The organism is Martinezella lusitana, assembly GCF_016901135.1.
GTDB lineage: Bacteria > Pseudomonadota > Alphaproteobacteria > Rhizobiales > Rhizobiaceae > Rhizobium > Rhizobium lusitanum_D.
Genome location: NZ_JAFEVL010000073.1, coordinates 122,691 through 140,426 on the forward strand (window position 1 = coordinate 122,691; position 17,736 = coordinate 140,426).

Sequence of the window (17,736 nt, forward strand, 5' to 3'; positions counted from 1 at the left end):
CATGTCGACGAATTAACGCTTAGGTGAAGATTTGGTGACTGTGAACAACCCATAGGATGTGAAGCTCAGGCGTGCCTCGATGCTGAAAATACAGTTGATGCCTTGTATTACTTACAATCCTCCGCGCGCCGCCTTGAGCGCCTGTCGACTTTGCGTGTGAAGCGCGATGACGCCGAGGTGCTGATCGCGTCCGCGAACGGCATGCTCGCCGAGTTCCTCTTTGATGATCGTCTCGGGAAGCTCCAGCCGTCTGGCAAGGTCGCTCGAAATCAGCACCTGGCGCTCCAGCGTCTTGCAGAGCTGCTCCAGCCGGGAGGCGATGTTCACCGTGTCGCCGAAATAGGCGATCTTGTGATGGTCGACGCCGATTTCCGCCGTGACGATACCGCCGCCATGCAAGGCGGCCCTCAGGCGCGGCACCCGGCCATATGATTTCAACCACATCTCCGCGTTCGCCTCAATATCCGCGAGGATACTGAAAACGCAGCGCACGCAATTGGCATTCTTGATGCCGCGGCGAAGCGGCCAGGTGATGATGGCGGCATCGCCGATATAATCGTCGATTGCCCCCTTGTGTCGCCTGACGGGTTCGGCAATCGCGCTGAAGATGGCACCCAGAAACTCCTGCGTTTTCAGATCACCGTGTTCCTCGGCAAAAGCCGTCGACCCGACGAGGTCCACGAACAAGAAGACGCGCTCCTCCTGCACAGGATTGCGATACCTGCCGGTCAGGAGGCTGAGAAAGACGTCGCGGCCAAGCAATTCCCGCACGCGGCCGACGAAGATGATCGCGGCCGTCACTACCACTGCATAGAGATAGACGTCGATTTTCAGCAGCGTGACATCTTTCCAGGTGCCGGTAATCGCGCCGAAAATTTTGAGCAGACTTCCGGCCGTCGCATAGCCGAGGCCGATCAAGGCGAAATCGACGATGAGAGCCGAGATGATGAAGGCCGGCGTCGGCAGGCGATGCATCCACACATTCAGCCGCGGCAGGATCATGCGGCGTTCGAAGGCGAGCAGCGGCATGCCGCAGAACAACGCGAAGATCGCGCCGATATATCCAGGCGATTCCGGGAAGAATACCTTGCCATAGATAACACCGGTCGAGGCGACGAGCAGCCCCGTCAGGATCCAGTTGCGTATCGAATGGAGAATGCCCATTCACTTTTCCGCCGAGAAGGACGCCCGTTATCGACGCGGGACTGCGTCGGCAACACCTGTGCGTCATCGAATATAACGACTACATCAGACGTTCATTCCACGAGATTTGCGGCGCAATCGTGATGGCGGCCAGCATCTCCGTCCGCGAATCATACGCAATCGCGGCGCGATGGGGAAGGACAATGTCGCGACTAAAGTGCGACTGTCTCGACCCGCTTTCCAACGAAACGCAGGGCCACCTGGCCTTGAATCAGCTGCAAGGCCGTTTCGCCGAAGAGATCGCGTCGCCAGCCGGTGAGCGCGGCAACCTCGGCGTTCTCGCCTTCGGCTGCGATCTTGTCGAGGTCTTCGCTGTTGGCGATCACCTTCGGCGCGACGCCGTGCTTTTCGGCGATCAGTTTCAACAGAACCTTCAGCAGTTCGGCTGCGGCAGCCGTGCCTTCCGGAGCCTGCTGATGGCGCGGCGGATGCGGCATGTCGGACTTTGGCAGCGCCAGGGCTTCATTGATCGCCTCGATCACGGCCGCGCCGGCAGTCGAACGCTCCCAGCCTTTCGGGATGGTGCGCAGCCGGGCAAGTGCTTCGCTGTCCTTCGGCTGCTGCTGAGCGATTTCATAGATCGCGTCGTCCTTCAGCACGCGGGCACGAGGAACATTGCGCGCACGCGCCTCGCGTTCGCGCCATGCCGCCACATATTTGAGGATTGCCAGTTCCTGCGGCTTGCGCAACCGCATCTTCAGGCGCTGCCAGGCATCGTCGGGGTGCAGGTCGTAGGTCTCGCGCGCCTCAAGAATTGCCATTTCCTCCTGCAGCCAGGAGGCACGGCCTTCGCGCTTCAGCTGCTCGTCGAGCGAAAGGTAGACGTCGCGCAGATGGGTCACATCGGCGAGCGCGTAGTCGAGCTGCTTTTCCGAGAGTGGTCGCCGGCTCCAATCCGTGAAGCGCGAGGATTTGTCGATATGAACATTCTTGATGCGGCTGACGAGCTGGTCGTACGAGACGGAATCGCCGAAGCCGCAAACCATTGCGGCGACTTGCGTGTCGAAGATCGGATGCGGAATGAGATTGCCGCGATGGAAGATGATTTCAATGTCCTGGCGCGCGGCGTGAAAAACCTTCAGCACAGCCGGATTGGCCATCAGCTCGAAAAACGGCTGAAGGTCCAGCCCTTTGGCCAGTGGGTCGACCAGCACCTCGGTCGTCGGGCTCGCCATCTGTATCAAACACAGCTCCGGCCAGAAGGTCGTTTCTCGCAGGAATTCGGTATCGATGGTAATGAATTCCGACTTGGCCAGCTCTTGGCAGGCCGCCTCCAATTGGGCGGTAGTTTCGATCATCTCAACACATTCATCGGTAAAACAGTTGCTTAACTTCCTTCTCCTTTCAGCCGGATATGTCAATACTTTCGCGGACAAAGCTCTTGCCGCATTTCGCTTTTGGTTGAAATTATCCGGAGCGATGCCGTTTCGACCGCGCAATCCGGATCGAAAATGGTTTGCGGCCTTACCCTAGGCCACGCGCACGTAGCTGGTCATGCCGGTCTTCTGATGCTCGATGATATGGCAATGCAGCAGCCAATCGCCAGGATTGTCGGCGACGAACGCCAGTTGCACTTTTTCGTCCGGCTGGATCAGATAGGTGTCGGACACGAACGGCTGCACCTGCCGCGTCGAGGAGGAGATGACCGTGAAGCTCATCCCGTGCAGATGAATGGGATGGCTATGCGGCGTCACGTTCTCCATGTCGATGACATAGCTCTTGCCCAGCTTCAGCTCGGCAAGCGGCGCGGTCGGATCGGGCGTGTCGCCCGGCCACGGTACCTTGTTGATCGCCCAGAAGCTGTAGCCGAGTGAGCCGCAGATGCTGTTATCAGCCGTATTCTCGGCCGTGGCGCTGAGGATCAACGGAATGTGGGTTGCCGAGCCCAGATCGGCCTTCTTTACCGGATTGTCTTCCAGCGTCGCTAGATCGCGGACGTCGCGTTTCAGCGAGCTGCCCACCGAGCGCAGCGTCGCCAGCACCCTCGGGTCGGTGCCTTTGATATCCTCGAGCTTGACGATCGCTCCCTCGCTATCGGGCATGCGCACCGCCAGCTCCAGTCGCTGACCCGGCCCCAGCTGCAAAAGATCCAGCGGAAAGCGCTGCGGCACCGGATTGCCGTCGATGGCGATCACGGTCGCCTCGGCACCATCCATGCGGAAGGAATAGATGCGCGTGACATCGGTAATCGCAATGCGCAGGCGCACCAGGCCGCCGGAGGGAGCGTCATATTGCGGCTGTTGCTGCCAGTTTGCTGTTCGTACCGTTCCGTAGGTGCCGGATTTGGCCGCATCGCGCGGGCGGAACTGCGCGATGAACTGGCCGTCGCCGCCCAGCCGCCAATCGCGCAGATTGAGCACCACTTCCGAATCGAATGCCGGATCCTTGGGATTCTCCACGACGATCACGCCGGTCATGCCGTGACCCATCTGCTCCAGCGTATTGCAGTGCGGGTGATACCAGAAGGTGCCGGCATCGGGCGGCGTGAAGGCATAATCGAAATGATCGCCGGTATAGACGTAGGGCTGGGTGAGGAAGGGCACGCCGTCCATATCGTTGGGAAGCCGGATGCCGTGCCAATGGATCGTCGTCGGATCGTCAATGCCGTTGATCAGGCGGGCGGCAAAGGCCTCGCCCTTTTTCATGTGCACGACAGGCGGCATACCGCCGTCGCCATAGGTCAGGACGTCCCTGGTCGGCCCGCCATCCGTCAGACTGGCCTGGATCTTGGCGGTCTTCAGCACGCGCGGCTCGGCCGCCACCGCTTTGTCGGCAAACCTGCTGGCGATACCGATACCGACACCGTAAGCGCCAGCGACGGCGGAAGCTTTCAAGAGATTGCGACGGGTAAGGATCGGCATGCCGGGCTCCGGGGGCAACGAGATATGCATGCCTGTTTAAAGTTGACCTTGGCATTCAGCAATAGCGCTGAGGTAGCCAAACTGCCGCAGCGGCTACTTGCGGGTGTCGGGATAGGCGGCGGATGAAACAGCTTTAAGTCGACTTCCGGCGTTCGAGCCTTGACAAATCGGGCGCGCCATGCGCTTTTCCGCCCGATTTTCTCGTCGGCAGGCGAGGGGCTTGCATGTCCTTTTGCCGCGGCCCGCCAAGTCCAGGATATATAATTATGCATCGCTATCGCAGCCACACATGCGCCGCCCTGCGCAAGTCCGACGTCGGTTCGACTGTCCGTATTTCCGGCTGGGTTCATCGCGTCCGAGATCATGGCGGCGTGCTGTTCATCGACCTGCGCGATCACTACGGCATCACCCAGGTCGTCGCCGACCCCGATTCTCCCGCCTTCAAGCTCGCTGAAACCGTGCGCGGCGAATGGGTCATCCGCATCGACGGCCTGGTGAAGGCGCGCACGGACGATACCGTCAACAAGACCATGCCGACCGGCGAGATCGAGCTTTACGCGCAGGAGATCGAAGTGCTCTCCGCCGCCAAGGAATTGCCGCTGCCTGTTTTCGGTGAGCCGGATTACCCGGAAGACGTGCGCCTGAAGTATCGCTTCCTCGACCTTCGCCGCGACACGCTGCACAGGAACATCGTCAAGCGCACGCAGGTCATCTCCTCGATGCGCCGCCACATGGGCGAGGTCGGCTTTACCGAATACACGACGCCGATCCTCACGGCCTCGTCGCCGGAAGGCGCGCGCGACTTCCTCGTGCCGAGCCGCATCCATCCCGGCACCTTCTACGCGCTGCCGCAGGCGCCGCAGCAGTACAAGCAGCTGCTGATGGTCGCCGGTTTCGACCGCTACTTCCAGATCGCGCCGTGCTTCCGTGACGAAGACCCGCGTGCCGACCGTCTGCCGGGCGAATTCTACCAGCTCGACCTCGAAATGAGCTTCGTCACTCAGGAAGACGTCTGGGACACGATGGCACCGCTGATGACCCAGGTGTTCGAGGAATTCGCCGACGGCAAGCCGGTCACCAAGGAATGGCCGCGCATTCCCTATGACGTTGCCATTCGCAAGTATGGCTCGGACAAGCCGGACCTGCGCAACCCGATCATCATGGAAGCGGTGACCGAGCATTTCGCCGGCTCCGGCTTCAAGGTCTTCGCCAACATGATCGCCTCCAACCCGAAGGTCGAAGTCTGGGCCATCCCGGCCAAGACCGGTGGTTCGCGTGCGTTCTGCGACCGCATGAACGCCTGGGCGCAGAGCCAGGGCCAGCCGGGTCTCGGCTACATCTTCTGGCGCAAGGAAGGCGAAAAGCTCGAGGGCGCCGGCCCGCTTGCCAAGAACATCGGCGAGGAACGCACCGATGCGATCCGCACCCAGCTTGGCCTTGACGACGGCGATGCCTGCTTCTTCGTTGCCGGCGACCCCTCAAAGTTCTACAAGTTTGCCGGCGAGGCCCGTAACCGCGCCGCCGACGAGCTGAACCTGATCGATCGCGACCGTTTCGAGCTGTGCTGGATCGTTGACTTCCCGTTCTTCGAATGGAGCGAGGAAGAAAAGAAGATCGATTTCGCTCACAACCCGTTCTCGATGCCGCAGGGCGGCCTTGAGGCGCTGCAGAACCAGGATCCGCTGACGATTAAGGCCTTCCAGTACGATGCCGTCTGCAACGGCTTCGAAATCGCTTCGGGCTCGATCCGTAATCAGTCGCCGGAGACGATGGTTGCCGCCTTCGAAAAGGTCGGCCTCAGCCAGGCTGACGTCGAGGAGCGCTTCGGCGGCCTCTACCGCGCCTTCCAGTACGGTGCGCCTCCGCATGGTGGTGCCGCCTTCGGTATCGACCGTATCGTCATGCTGCTGGTCGGCGCCAAGAATCTGCGCGAGATCTCGCTGTTCCCGATGAACCAGCAGGCGCAGGATCTTCTGATGGGCGCCCCGTCGGCAGCAACGCCGACGCAGCTGCGCGAACTGGCCATCCGCCCGGTGCCGCCGGTGAAGAAGGACTAAGCTGCCTAAAGCTTGGTGAAATACAAAACCCGGCAACCGAAATCGCCGGGTTTTTCGTGTTTTGGAAGAGACTAGAGGGCAGCGTAGATCGCGTCGCGAAGGTCGAGAGTGAATTGCCCCCACATGCCTTCGAGCGCGGTGTTGGTCAGGGCAACGACCGTCAGTCCTTTTTCCCGATCGACAAACCAGCTGTGCCCGTACACACCGCCCCATCTTATTGTGCCGGCTGAGAAAGGGGCGCCGGCGGCTGCCGGATCGGTAACGACGGACCAGCCGTAACCGAAACCGAAACCCGGCATCAGCGGCTGCATATGCCCACCCGCCTGATCCGCCATCATGATTTTGACCGTCTCGCCTGACAGGAGCGGCGCGCCGCCCTTGCGCGCTGTTTCCAGGATGGTGAGCACATCGTCTGCTGTCCCGGCCATGCCTGCGCCGCCCGACTGGTAGGAGGCGGGATCGAGTATGCGATCCGGCGCGAACCGAATGAAGCCTTCGGGCATGGGCACCAACGCCTCGTCTCCCATCCGCTCTGGTTGCGAGGAACCGTTCATATAGGGAGCGGCAAGGCGGCTTCGGTCGCGCACGGAAAAAACGGTGTCGACAAGGCCAAGCGGCCCTGTAACCAGTTCCGCCACGGCCTCATCGAGGCTGCTACCAGTTTCCTTTTCGATGATGCCGCCGAGCACATCCATCGCCAGCGAATATTGCCAGCCTTCTCCGGGTGCGAAGCGCAGGGGTGCGCTTGCGATGCGCCTCAGGTTTTCGGCAAGCGAAAGGCCCGGTTCACCGATGCCATCGGATACGCCGGCGCGGTGATAGGGACCGCCCTCTTCCTCGGCGAATGCGTAGCCCAGTCCCGATGTATGTGTCAGCAGGTGGTGGATGCGAATGACCGCCTCGGTCCCATCCGGCAGCCGTGGCCGGAAATCAGGCAGCCATTTCGTTATCGGATCGTCGAGCCCTATCCGACCCTGTTCGACAAGCCGCATGGCGGTGATGGCGACGATCGGCTTGGTGATGGAGGCGAGGCGGAATATGGTGTCCTCTCGCATGGCCACATTGTTTTCACGATCCGCCAGGCCGGCGGCGCGGCGATAGACCAGTTCGCCGTCGCGGGCGATCAGGACCACTGTTCCGACCAGCCGCTTGTCGTCCAGTGCCGCATTGATTGCGGCATCGACGTTGATGGCGAGAGGGCCGAGACGCGTTGGAGAAGTATTTTCAAGGGGAAGACTCATGGGGCGAAACCTTCTATAATCACATTGACCATTCCTGAATAAACCAGATCGAGAAATATTTCTAGAGTGACCACTGTGAAAAATACAAAAGAGACGGAAAATTCTTCACCGCGCAAGCGCGGGCGCCCGCCCGCCTTCGATCGCGAAACGGTTCTTGCCGCGGCGCGGGACACGTTCTGGAAGCATGGCTATGACGGCTCCTCCATCGCCGATCTGACAGCTACGATGGGGATCACGCCACAAAGCCTCTACGCGGCCTTCGGCTCGAAGGCGGAGCTTTACCGCGAGACGCTCGAGCAGTATCGGCGCATGCCCCGGCCTGAGCCCGGCAATCCATTTGAGGCGAAAGTGGATACGGTGACCGCCTTCGAGCGCTTCCTCACGAACTCCGCAAAGATCTTCACGGCGCCGGAACATCCGAAGGGCTGCATGATATCGACGGCGGTGCTGAATTGCGCCGAGGAGAACGAACCGATCGCCCACCATGTCTCGTCGATGCGCCTGCAGACGCTGGATGTGTTTGTGACAAGGATCGAACGCGGCATGGCGGAGGGCGATATGAGGCCGGATACCAATGCGCGCTCGCTTGCGCGCTTTCTGGGGGCGATCGTGCAGGGCATGTCCGTTCAGGCGCGGGACGGCGCTACTACGGACGAGCTGCTTGCCATGATCGCGCATGCGACCAGCGAGCTTCGGAAGCACCAGCCCGCCCAAATGGGCGACCTTCGATAGAAAACGAAAAACCCGGCGATCGGGATCGCCGGGTTTTGATATCGTTCAATGAAGGATCAATCAGTCGTTCGACGAAACCTTGAGGCCGATGACCTGCGGGATCGACTGCGGGGCGCCCATGGCGGCACCGATGATCATCGGCACCGGAACCGGCTTGCCCGGAGCGGCGGTAACCGTCAGGCTCTTCGGATTGTCGAGATAGGCGCTGACAGCCGTAGACACGGCGTTCTGCAGTTCCGGAACGTTGAGTTGTGCCATCATGATCGGCGTCATCGCCTTCAGAGTATCGGCCAACTGCTTGCCGGTGACGCCCTGCTGCTTGCCGGCGAAATCAAGCGCGCGGGCGGTGATCGACGCGTCGTCGAAGCGGATCTGGGCGCTGTTGAAGGTCAGCTGCTGGAGAAGGCCCAGCATGGCGAGACCGGCCGATTGCTGCGCTTCCTGCTGGTTCGGATTGGCGCGTACCGTCTTCAGCGCATCCTGCATCGACTTGGCGAAGGCAGGCGTGTAGCCGGAAATGCTGAAGGCCAGGTTGAGCTTGCCGATATCCTTGAAATCGAAGGAATATTCGGTGATGTCGATCGTGCCCGGGCCGATCGCCCAGCTGCCCTTCATGGCGATCGCGCCATTGATCTCCTGCAGGTTGAGCGCGGCGATCGCATCCTTGGCTTTCGGGTCGTCGACCTTGCTGAGGTCGGCCTTGACGCCATTGATCTTGGCATCGAAGTCGAGGCCCGACTTGTCGTCGCGCTTGGTCATCGTGGCGTCGGCGTTCTCGATCGAGAACACCTGGGCGCCGTCCTTGGTGACGGACAAGGCGCCTGCATGCGCACTCTTGTAGAACAGCAGCGAGCCGAGATCGCCCTTGGTTGCATCGGCCGGAACTTCGACGCCGCTCAGCGTGAGATCGGCGGCGGCGATGGCGACACCATCCTTATCGATATCGACATCCGGAAAGGCGACTTCGCCGATCGTGTAGCCGCCGTCTTCCTCTTCAACGTCGCTCATGGTGACGTCGCCCAGCGGAACGCTGTCCTGCATCCCTGTCGCCTTGAAGCTGGCACCTTTCAGCGTCACCGTGGTGCCGTCGATGTCGACGCCGTCAGCGGCAATCGAGCCGCCTTGCTGTCCGTAGACATCGTTGATCTTCTTCAGGAGGTCGTTGCCATCAAGCGCAAAGGCCGAGCTGGCGATAGACAAGATTGCGGCGCTGCACAGCATCAGCCGCGTTGTCCGATAGAAAGTCATGATGGCGTTTCCTCTTTGAGCCGGGTGGTGTTGTAGGCGGGGCGTACAGATTGAGCGTGTACCGCGGTGTTTTATATTGGTCTTTTTCTAAAATTCCAATGACAATGAGGTTGCGAGCGAGTGCAGCAAAAATATGTCTGTTTCGGCATCGCAACGCGCGTTGAACGGGCTTCATCCACAGGTGCTTTCAGCGGATTTCTTGCCGGGAATCGGTATCTTCGATAGTCAAGGACCATGGGACAAAATCTTTTACCGCCTGGCGGCGGCGATGACGACAGCATCCTTCCGGTCGACCTGAAGGCCGCGCTCGAAGAGCGCTACCTGGCCTATGCCTTGTCGACGATCATGCACCGCGCGCTTCCGGACGTCCGCGACGGCCTGAAGCCGGTGCATCGCCGTATCGTCTATGCGATGAGCGAGATGGGATTGCGTCCCAATTCGGCCTTCCGCAAATGCGCCAAGATCGTCGGCGAAGTGATGGGTAACTATCACCCGCATGGCGACCAATCGATCTATGATGCGCTGGCGCGTCTGGCGCAGGATTTCTCGCAGCGCTACACACTTGTGAACGGCCAGGGCAATTTCGGCAATATCGACGGCGATAGCCCGGCCGCGATGCGCTATACCGAATCCAAGATGACGGCGGTGTCCGAGCTGTTGCTCGAAGGCATCGATCAGGATGCGGTCGATTTTCGCGATACCTACGACGAGTCGAATTCCGAACCCGTCGTTCTGCCGGGCGCCTTCCCGAATCTGCTGGCCAACGGCTCTTCCGGTATCGCCGTCGGCATGGCCACCTCCATTCCGTCGCACAACGCCCATGAGCTCTGCGACGCGGCATTGCATCTGATCAAGGATCGCGAAGCCACCGTCGAGAAACTGGTGGAGCTATATATTCCCGGCCCGGACTTTCCGACCGGCGGTATCATTATCGACGATCGCCGGAGCATCATCGAAAGCTACAAGACCGGCCGTGGCGGTTTCCGCGTTCGCTCCAAATGGGAGATCGAGGATCTTGGCCGCGGTGGCTACCAGATTGTCGTCACGGAAATTCCGTTCCAGGTGCAGAAGTCGCGGCTGATCGAGAAGATCGCGGAGTTGATGCTGGCGCGCAGACTGCCGCTGCTCGAGGACATCCGCGATGAATCCGCCGAGGACATCCGCGTTGTCCTGATCCCGAAGAGCCGCACCGTCGATGCGACGATCCTGATGGAATCGATGTTCAAGCTGACCGAGCTGGAAAGCCGCTTCCCGCTCAACATGAACGTTCTGTCCATGGGCCGTATCCCGAAGGTCATGGCGCTGAACGAGGTGCTGAAGGAATGGCTCGATCATCGCCGCGAAGTATTGCTGCGTCGTTCGCGCTTCCGGCTCGCCGCCATCGAGAAACGCCTGGAAATCCTCAGCGGTTTCCTGATCGCTTACCTCAACATCGACGAGGTCATCGCCATCATCCGCGAGGAGGATGAGCCGAAGCCTGTCATGATGGAGCGGTTCGGGCTCACGGACAATCAGGTCGAGTCGATCCTCAACATGCGGCTGCGCTCCTTGCGCAGGCTGGAAGAGTTCGAGATCCGCAAGGAGTTCGACGGCCTGACCAAGGAAAAGACCGATATAGAATCGCTGCTCGCCTCGGAAGAGAAGCAGTGGCAGACGGTCGCCTGGGAAATCGGCGAGGTGAAGAAGAAATTCGCCAAGGCAACCGAGATCGGCCGTCGCCGCACGCAGTTCGCCGAGGCGCCCGAGGCCGACGACGCCGCGATCCAGCAGGCGATGATCGAGAAGGAGCCGATCACAGTCGTCGTCTCGGAAAAGGGCTGGATCCGCGCCCTGAAGGGCCACATTTCCGATACGTCTTCGCTCACCTTTAAGGAGGGCGATGGGCCGAAGGTAGCCTTCCCGGCGCAGACGACGGACAAGATCCTGATTATCACGACGGGCGGCAAGGCCTATACGCTCGGCGGCGACAAGCTGCCCGGCGGCCGCGGCCATGGCGAGCCGCTGCGCATCATGGTCGACATGGAGAACGATCAGGACGTGCTGACGGCCTTCGTCCACGATCCGCATCGCAAGCAACTGATCGCTTCGACCTCAGGCAACGGCTTCATCGTGCCCGAGGCGGAACTGGTCGCCAATACCCGCAAGGGTAAGCAGATCATGAACGTGTCCTATCCGGACGAGACGAAGCTTCTGGTTTCGATCTCCGGTGATCACGCCGCCGTAGTCGGAGAGAACCGCAAGATGGTCATCTTCCCGCTGTCGCAGGTGCCCGAAATGTCGCGCGGCAAGGGCGTGCGCCTGCAACGCTACAAGGATGGCGGTGTCGCTGACATCAGGTGCTTCGCCATTGCCGACGGGCTGACATGGGAAGACAGTGCCGGTCGGACCTTCACCAAGACCAGGGACGAGCTGGTGGAATGGCTGGGCGACCGCGCCGGCGCCGGCCGGCCGGTACCGAAGGGCTTCCCCAGAAGCGGTAAGTTTTCAGGGTAAGTAGCGATCGGGCGAAGCCCGTGCAATCGACCCGGTGGGTCGATTGCAGCGACGAACGCCCCTTAGCAAAGGGCCGGGTGGTGCGTCAGGGATCAATCGATATAGGGGATGCAGACGTCACGTAGGAAACGTGTCGCGCCTTCTTCATCAATCTCTCCGGCGGCCACGGCAACGACGAAACTGTAGAGGTTGGCGTCTGTTGTCTGAATTCTGTAGCCGTTGTCCATGAGAAAGACCGCGGCCGCAACAATAGCGATGCGCTTGTTGCCATCGACGAATGCGTGGTTTTTCACCAAGCCAAATAGATAGGCTGCCGCTAGCTCGATAATATCTTCAGTGCCGTACTGGGCCTTATTAATCGGGCGTGCCAAGGCGGATTCGAGGATACCTTCGTCTCGCAGTCCGTAGGAGCCGCCAAACCGCTTGATCTGTATCTCGTGCAGCTGCTCGATGAGTGCTCTTGTCAGGAAAAGAACCGGCATCATTCAGCCAGCTTCTTGAGTGCCACTTTGTACTGATCCATGAACCGCTGCGCATGTTCCATCTGACGGGCAAAGTCCGCGTCGGTTGGCTGCATCAGCAATCCACCATCCTTCAAGCTGAGTTCCAACGTATCGCCAGCACCGAGCCCTAGCTGGTCGAGAACCTCCTTCGGAATAATAACCCCTTCGGAATTGCCGATCTTGCGGATGACGACGTTCATATCTCAACTCCCCAATGTAATAACGAAGTTATAACATTGGGGAGCGGGGATATCAACCTGAGCGCATCATCCGGCGATCGCCGCTCGGGTCCTGACCCGCGCCTGCCAAAGCGAATGGGCGCCGAGCGCGAGGATCAGTATGGCCCCGCCGGCCAGAGCCATGTCGGTCGGTGCTTCGGCAAAGATCAGCCAGACCCAGATCGGCGCCAGGATCGTTTCCAGCAGATAGAACATCGCCACTTCCGGCGCCGAAAGAAAGCGCGTGCCTGTCGCAAGGCACCAGAAGGAGAGCGGCATCAGCACCGCGCCATCGAGAAGGATCCAGCCGGGATGGTCGATGGAAAAGCCCGAGGGAACGAGATGATAAAGCCCGGCTGCGGCCGGAATGACAGCCGATAGCAGCGATGCGAAGCCCATATCCCGCCGCGAGGCGCGGCCGATGGTGATGGCGCAGGCGATGGAGAACGACGCCAGCACGGAAAGCGCATCGCCCAGCAGATGACCGCCCTCCATGCCGTCCCCAACGATCAGGCCGACGCCCAGAAGCATGACGGCCATGGTGACGAAAGTCGAAAGGGCCGGGCGCTCCTTGAGGAAGATCCACGAGAGAAGTGCGGTGAACATCGGATTGAGCGCGATGATAAACACCACATTCGCCGCTGTCGTGTAATAGACGGCGAGAAGAAAGGTGATCGTCGTCAGGCCGTAGAAGAGGCCGACAGGAAGCCCGAGCCAGCCCGGCAACACGCTTCGCAACGAGCCGGTAACGCGTCGGATGACCACAAGGGCGGTCAGCGCCACGACGATCGTCGCCAGGCTGCGTGCCGACAGCACCGACCACACATCGCCGCTGGAAAGCCGGATCAACGGTATATCCATCGACAAGGCCAGGCCGCCGAACGTGGTCAGCAACAGGCCCTTCCTGTGATCGGAGAGATTGGGGAACATTCAGCGGGGGCTGCCGTCGTCGGCGTCCGTGGCAGGATCGAAACGCTCCCAGCCGCGCGGCGTGAGATGTTCCTGCGGTTGGAAACGTGTCTTGTAGTCCATCTTGCGGGAGCCCTTGACCCAATAGCCGAGATAGACATGCGGCAGCCCGAGCGCCTTCGCCCGCTTGATATGATCGAGGATCATGAACGTGCCGAGCGATCGCTGGTCGTGATCGGGATTGAAGTAGGAATAGACCATCGACAGCCCGTCGCTCATCACGTCGGTCAACGCCGCCGCCAATAGCTCGCCTTTCGGGCGTTGCTCCAGGCCCGAGCCTTCCTCGCGCCTGCGATATTCGATGATGCGGGTGTTGACGTGCGTGTCCTCGACCATGATGGCATAGTCCAGCACGGTCATGTCGGACATGCCGCCCTGCTGATGTCGATAGTCGAGATAACGGCGGAAGAGGGAATATTGCTCGCTTGAGGGCTGTGCCGGAAATTCTGTGGCGATGACGTCGCTATTCGTTGACAGCACTCGCTTCATCGAGCGGCTGGCTTCGAACTCTTGAGCGAGAATGCGCACCGATATGCAGGCCCGGCAGGCTTCGCAGGCGGGGCGATAGGCGATGTTTTGAGAACGACGGAAGCCGCCTTGGGTCAGAATATCGTTCATCTCGGCAGCGCGCGGGCCGACAAGGTGCGTGAAGACCTTGCGTTCCATCTCGTGCGGCAAATACGGACAGGCAGCGGGTGCCGTCAGGTAAAACTGCGGAGATGGCGTCGACTGCGTATTCATCTGCCGTTGATTGCCCCTTTTGCCGGCACCGGTTTTTTACAAGCATGGCCCAAGTTTAGAAAACGTCAACTACGTCCTTCGGTAAAGAACACAGTTTCCTAATTGACCATACGTAAAAGCATGTTCCTGCGGGCCAACAGGCTCCGCAGGGATCGAATCTTATGTTGCGGCCGGCGCCCCGTTTTATGCCGTACGGGCGATGACCGTGCCGAGTAACAGGTCGTGCACCAGGCGGCTGCGATCGGTGAAGAGGCCCGCCAGCAGAATAAGCGGCGTCAGGACGGAGTTGAGTATCCAGAACAGCGCCAGGTGGACGATCGCAGTCAGGAAATCCATCCGCCGGCCATCGACGCGCACCATGGTCAAGCCCATCGCGCGCATGCCGAGCGAGGCCTGATAGGTGCCGCCGAGCGTCCAGCCGAAATAGAGGCCGGCAACGATGATGAACAGCGCCGGATAAAGGAAGAAACCGAGCCCGAACGTCAGGATCGATAGGAAGAACAGCACGACGGCCGCCGGGATGCAGAGCAGGGCGACGACGATATAGTCGACGATGAAGGCGAAGATGCGCCGGCTCAGCACGCCACTATAGGCGCGCCAGTCGTCCGGTGCTGCATAAAGCGGGCTAGGGTTCAGGCTCATCTCTTTTCCTCCTTAGGAAACATTTGCAGAGCATATGGTATGAGGTCCGGCAAATACAATAAGCGTATGGCCGGCGTGTGGCTTGAAACTATTTCTTTGCCAGGTGCCTCGCCACATCCATCGCGAAATAGGTGAGGATGCCGTCGCAGCCCGCGCGCTTGAAGGCAAGCAGGGTCTCGAGCATCACTCTGTCGCCGTCGATCCAGCCGTTGGCGGCCGCGGCCTTGATCATCGCGTATTCGCCGGAGACCTGATAGGCGAAGGTCGGAAGGCCGAACGCCTCCTTCAGCCGCCAACAGATATCGAGGTAGGGCAGGCCCGGCTTGACCATCAGCATGTCGGCGCCTTCCTCGACGTCGAGGGCTGCGTCGCGCACGGCTTCGGTGCCGTTTGCCGGGTCGATATAATAGGTCTTCTTGTCGCCCTTCAGCAGGCCGCCGGTGGAAATGGCTTCGCGGTAGGGGCCATAGAAGGCCGAGCTGAACTTCGTCGCATAGCTCATGATGCCGACGCCCTGATGGCCGGCGGCATCAAGCGCCTGGCGGATCGCGCCGATGCGTCCGTCCATCATCTCCGAAGGCGCGATGATGTCGGCGCCGGCATCGGCCTGATAGACGGCCGCGCGCGCGACCTGCTCGACCGTCTCGTCGTTGACGATCTCGCTGCCGCGCAGGATGCCGTCATGGCCATGGCTGGTGAAGGGGTCGAGGGCGACATCGGTGATGACGCCGATATTCGGCACGGCCTTCTTGATCGCCGCGCTGGCAAGGTTGATGAGATTGTTCTTCTCGAGGCTGTTCGAGCCTGTTTCGTCGCGCAGTTCCATCTCGATGTTCGGGAAGGTGGCAAGCGCCGGAATGCCGAGATCGGCTGCTTCCTTTGCCGCCTCCACCGCCTTGTCCACGGTCATGCGGTTGACGCCGGGCATGGCAGGGATCGGCTCGACGATGCCGGTACCGGGGATCAGGAAGATCGGCCAGATCAAATCGTCGACGGTCAGCCTGTTTTCCTGCACCAGGCGTCGGGTCCAATCGGCCTTGCGGTTGCGTCGCATGCGCCGATGTCCGGTGATCTCATCAACGAGGTGCGTCTTGTTCTCCATGATGCCGCCATCCTTCTTCGTCTATTTATGGCCTTATTATATGGGCAGCGTACCTATCACGCTGTCCCCAGGATTCAAAACCCGGCGAAAGGCCGCAGCCAAGATCGCTCTGGCGAGGCGAGCGCCTCCTACGTATTGTTCGCGCATGGAACCTGATTCTTCGACCGTACCCAAGAATTCGCTGACGGACATCCTGTTCGTGCTGTTCCTGCGGCTGATTGCGATCGCCTGTCTCTGGCTCGGCCTGCAATATTGGGCGATGCTGGTCGGCTATTCGCTTGACGGCCATGCGCGCTTCGATCTGCTCGATCTGCCCTGGAAGGTCGCAGGCGCCGGGCTTGCCGTCGTTTTCCCCGTCGCCGCGCTCGGATTGTGGCTGACGGTATCGTGGGGTCCGGTCATCTGGGTGCTGGCCGCGGGCGGCCAGGGATTGATGTACGGCGTCTGGCCGGAGATATTCGGATCCAATCCGTTGATCATGATCTTGCATGTCTGCGTGGCCGTGCTTTATTGCCTGTTCCGCATCCTTTTGTGGCAGGAGAAACGGCGTCGCCGGCGGCAGCAGGTAATGGTTGATTTACCTTGAGACACCAAGACTTCGCGGTAAGATGCTGTTAAGCCTGCAGTTTAAGTAGAATTTTATGTGTATTCGATAGGGTCTCACTCAAGGCGGGAAGAAAACGACACCGCCAAACAAAACAGAGTGAGGCCAAGTCATGATGAACACGAAAATCAAGCCGCAGGCAGTTTCGAATGCTCGGGATCAGCAGGTTGATGACATCCGGGGCCTGTACATGGAATCCCTTCACCTGGTGGAGCGTCTGCACCGTCGTCTCCTCGATGTGATCAAGGACGAGTTCGACCGCCAGGGTCGCGACGATGTCAACGCCGTCCAGGCGCTGCTCCTCTTCAACATCGGCAATTCCGAGCTGACGGCCGGCGAGCTGCGCTCGCGCGGTTTCTACCTCGGCTCCAACGTTTCCTACAACGTCAAGAAGCTGGTCGATCTCGGCTTCATCAACCATCAGCGCTCGCGCATCGACCGTCGCTCGGTCCGCATCAGCCTGACGGAAACGGGCCAGGACATCGCCGAAACCGTTGCCAAGCTCTATGAGCGCCATATTGGCTCGATCGACAAGGTCGGCGGCATCGGCACGGACGAGTTCACCCAGATGAACAAGCTCCTGCAGCGCCTCGACCGCTTCTGGAACGACCAGATCCTGTATCGCCTGTAAGCAGCGGCGATGGATCAACCGTAAGGCCTTCCAGTAAAAACAAGCCGGACACGTTCCCTGCGCGTCCGGCTTGAACTCGTCGTCGACCCCGCAATTGTGCGCTTTTTGCCACGACCGCTCTTCACCTTGTATCGCATGTGCCGTGCAAAGCGGTTGTACCATTGACGGCAGGTGAAGACACGTTATGAACCACGCTTATTCTGTGGTATTTTAGCAATTGCAATATGACTCTTCTGTTGCGTCAGTACGGCAAGGCAAGTTTCATGCCGGGCGACACGAATTGGCCATATTGCTATGACAGCGGAAATCGACGGCAAGCGGCGTTCTCAAATCTCGATCCTCCTGTGCCTTCGCTTCGCAATATTGTGATAGTTCGTGGTGAAGTTTTTGATGGTGCTTTAGGGGAACGGATTGATACTGAGCTGCGTTACTTGGCGCGAGCCGCGCTATTTACTGCTTCCTCTCTAGGCTGCGTATAATTGGATCGCAGC

17 protein-coding genes are annotated in these 17,736 nt (G+C 60.0%); 6 read left to right on the plus strand and 11 right to left on the minus strand.

The window, feature by feature from the left end:
* Positions 1-111: 111 nt before the first annotated feature.
* The 3 genes from JTP94_RS30270 to JTP94_RS30280 all read right to left on the minus strand — a co-directional run bounded on the left by JTP94_RS30270 (position 112) and on the right by JTP94_RS30280 (position 4,064).
* Positions 112-1,164, minus strand: coding sequence for an adenylate/guanylate cyclase domain-containing protein (locus tag JTP94_RS30270; RefSeq protein WP_204854109.1), 1,053 nt, complete (start codon positions 1,162-1,164; stop codon positions 112-114).
* Positions 1,165-1,355: 191 nt separating this feature from the next.
* Positions 1,356-2,501 carry a ribonuclease D gene (rnd, locus tag JTP94_RS30275; protein WP_204854110.1) on the minus strand — a complete coding sequence of 382 codons (1,146 nt, stop codon included), beginning with the start codon at positions 2,499-2,501 and terminating at the stop codon, positions 1,356-1,358.
* 171 nt (positions 2,502-2,672) lie between these two features.
* Entirely contained in the window at positions 2,673-4,064 is a 1,392-nt protein-coding gene (locus JTP94_RS30280) for a multicopper oxidase family protein (protein ID WP_204854111.1), read from the minus strand.
* 266 nt (positions 4,065-4,330) lie between these two features.
* Here JTP94_RS30280 and aspS point away from each other — a divergent pair, with 266 nt between their 5' ends.
* Positions 4,331-6,121 (plus strand): aspartate--tRNA ligase, encoded by a 1,791-nt coding sequence (gene aspS, locus JTP94_RS30285; RefSeq protein WP_204854112.1) that lies wholly within the window; start codon positions 4,331-4,333, stop codon positions 6,119-6,121.
* A gap of 71 nt (positions 6,122-6,192) precedes the next feature.
* On the opposite strand, the gene JTP94_RS30290 is transcribed toward aspS, so the two are convergent.
* Complete coding sequence (locus JTP94_RS30290) at positions 6,193-7,362, minus strand: serine hydrolase (RefSeq protein ID WP_204854113.1); 1,170 nt, start codon at positions 7,360-7,362, stop codon at positions 6,193-6,195.
* Between the two features lie 66 nt (positions 7,363-7,428).
* On the opposite strand from JTP94_RS30290, the gene JTP94_RS30295 reads away from it, so the two are divergent.
* Positions 7,429-8,094 carry a TetR/AcrR family transcriptional regulator gene (locus JTP94_RS30295; protein ID WP_204854114.1) on the plus strand — a complete coding sequence of 222 codons (666 nt, stop codon included), beginning with the start codon at positions 7,429-7,431 and terminating at the stop codon, positions 8,092-8,094.
* Between the two features lie 60 nt (positions 8,095-8,154).
* Here the strand turns inward: JTP94_RS30295 and JTP94_RS30300 are convergent, their stop codons facing one another.
* Positions 8,155-9,342 carry a hypothetical protein gene (locus JTP94_RS30300; protein ID WP_204854115.1) on the minus strand — a complete coding sequence of 396 codons (1,188 nt, stop codon included), beginning with the start codon at positions 9,340-9,342 and terminating at the stop codon, positions 8,155-8,157.
* A gap of 234 nt (positions 9,343-9,576) precedes the next feature.
* On the opposite strand from JTP94_RS30300, the gene parC reads away from it, so the two are divergent.
* Positions 9,577-11,835, plus strand: a complete 2,259-nt coding sequence (parC, locus tag JTP94_RS30305) for a DNA topoisomerase IV subunit A (protein WP_204854116.1) — start codon at positions 9,577-9,579, stop codon at positions 11,833-11,835.
* Positions 11,836-11,927: 92 nt separating this feature from the next.
* Here the strand turns inward: parC and JTP94_RS30310 are convergent, their stop codons facing one another.
* The 6 genes from JTP94_RS30310 to hemB all read right to left on the minus strand — a co-directional run bounded on the left by JTP94_RS30310 (position 11,928) and on the right by hemB (position 16,010).
* Positions 11,928-12,317: a type II toxin-antitoxin system death-on-curing family toxin gene (locus tag JTP94_RS30310; RefSeq protein ID WP_204854316.1), complete on the minus strand. Its 390-nt coding sequence runs from the start codon at positions 12,315-12,317 to the stop codon at positions 11,928-11,930.
* Positions 12,317-12,538 (minus strand): AbrB/MazE/SpoVT family DNA-binding domain-containing protein, encoded by a 222-nt coding sequence (locus JTP94_RS30315; RefSeq protein WP_204854117.1) that lies wholly within the window; start codon positions 12,536-12,538, stop codon positions 12,317-12,319. The genes JTP94_RS30310 and JTP94_RS30315 overlap by 1 nt, the downstream gene beginning before the upstream one ends.
* Positions 12,539-12,604: 66 nt before the next feature.
* Positions 12,605-13,486 (minus strand): DMT family transporter, encoded by an 882-nt coding sequence (locus tag JTP94_RS30320; RefSeq protein WP_204854118.1) that lies wholly within the window; start codon positions 13,484-13,486, stop codon positions 12,605-12,607.
* Positions 13,487-14,266, minus strand: coding sequence for an arginyltransferase (locus JTP94_RS30325; protein ID WP_204854119.1), 780 nt, complete (start codon positions 14,264-14,266; stop codon positions 13,487-13,489).
* Between the two features lie 183 nt (positions 14,267-14,449).
* Positions 14,450-14,908 carry an RDD family protein gene (locus JTP94_RS30330; RefSeq protein ID WP_204854120.1) on the minus strand — a complete coding sequence of 153 codons (459 nt, stop codon included), beginning with the start codon at positions 14,906-14,908 and terminating at the stop codon, positions 14,450-14,452.
* 88 nt (positions 14,909-14,996) lie between these two features.
* The gene (gene hemB, locus JTP94_RS30335) at positions 14,997-16,010 is read right to left on the minus strand and encodes a porphobilinogen synthase (RefSeq protein ID WP_204854121.1); all 1,014 of its coding nucleotides are present in this window, start codon (positions 16,008-16,010) and stop codon (positions 14,997-14,999) included.
* Positions 16,011-16,155: 145 nt separating this feature from the next.
* On the opposite strand from hemB, the gene JTP94_RS30340 reads away from it, so the two are divergent.
* The 3 genes from JTP94_RS30340 (at position 16,156) to JTP94_RS30350 (ending at position 17,724) form a co-directional block, all read left to right on the plus strand.
* Positions 16,156-16,596: a DUF6163 family protein gene (locus tag JTP94_RS30340; protein ID WP_204854122.1), complete on the plus strand. Its 441-nt coding sequence runs from the start codon at positions 16,156-16,158 to the stop codon at positions 16,594-16,596.
* Between the two features lie 133 nt (positions 16,597-16,729).
* On the plus strand, positions 16,730-17,245 hold the full coding sequence (gene ldtR, locus JTP94_RS30345; protein ID WP_034508730.1) for a transcriptional regulator LdtR: 516 nt from the start codon (positions 16,730-16,732) through the stop codon (positions 17,243-17,245).
* Positions 17,246-17,469: 224 nt separating this feature from the next.
* On the plus strand, positions 17,470-17,724 hold the full coding sequence (locus JTP94_RS30350) for a hypothetical protein (RefSeq protein WP_204854123.1): 255 nt from the start codon (positions 17,470-17,472) through the stop codon (positions 17,722-17,724).
* Positions 17,725-17,736 lie beyond the last annotated feature (12 nt).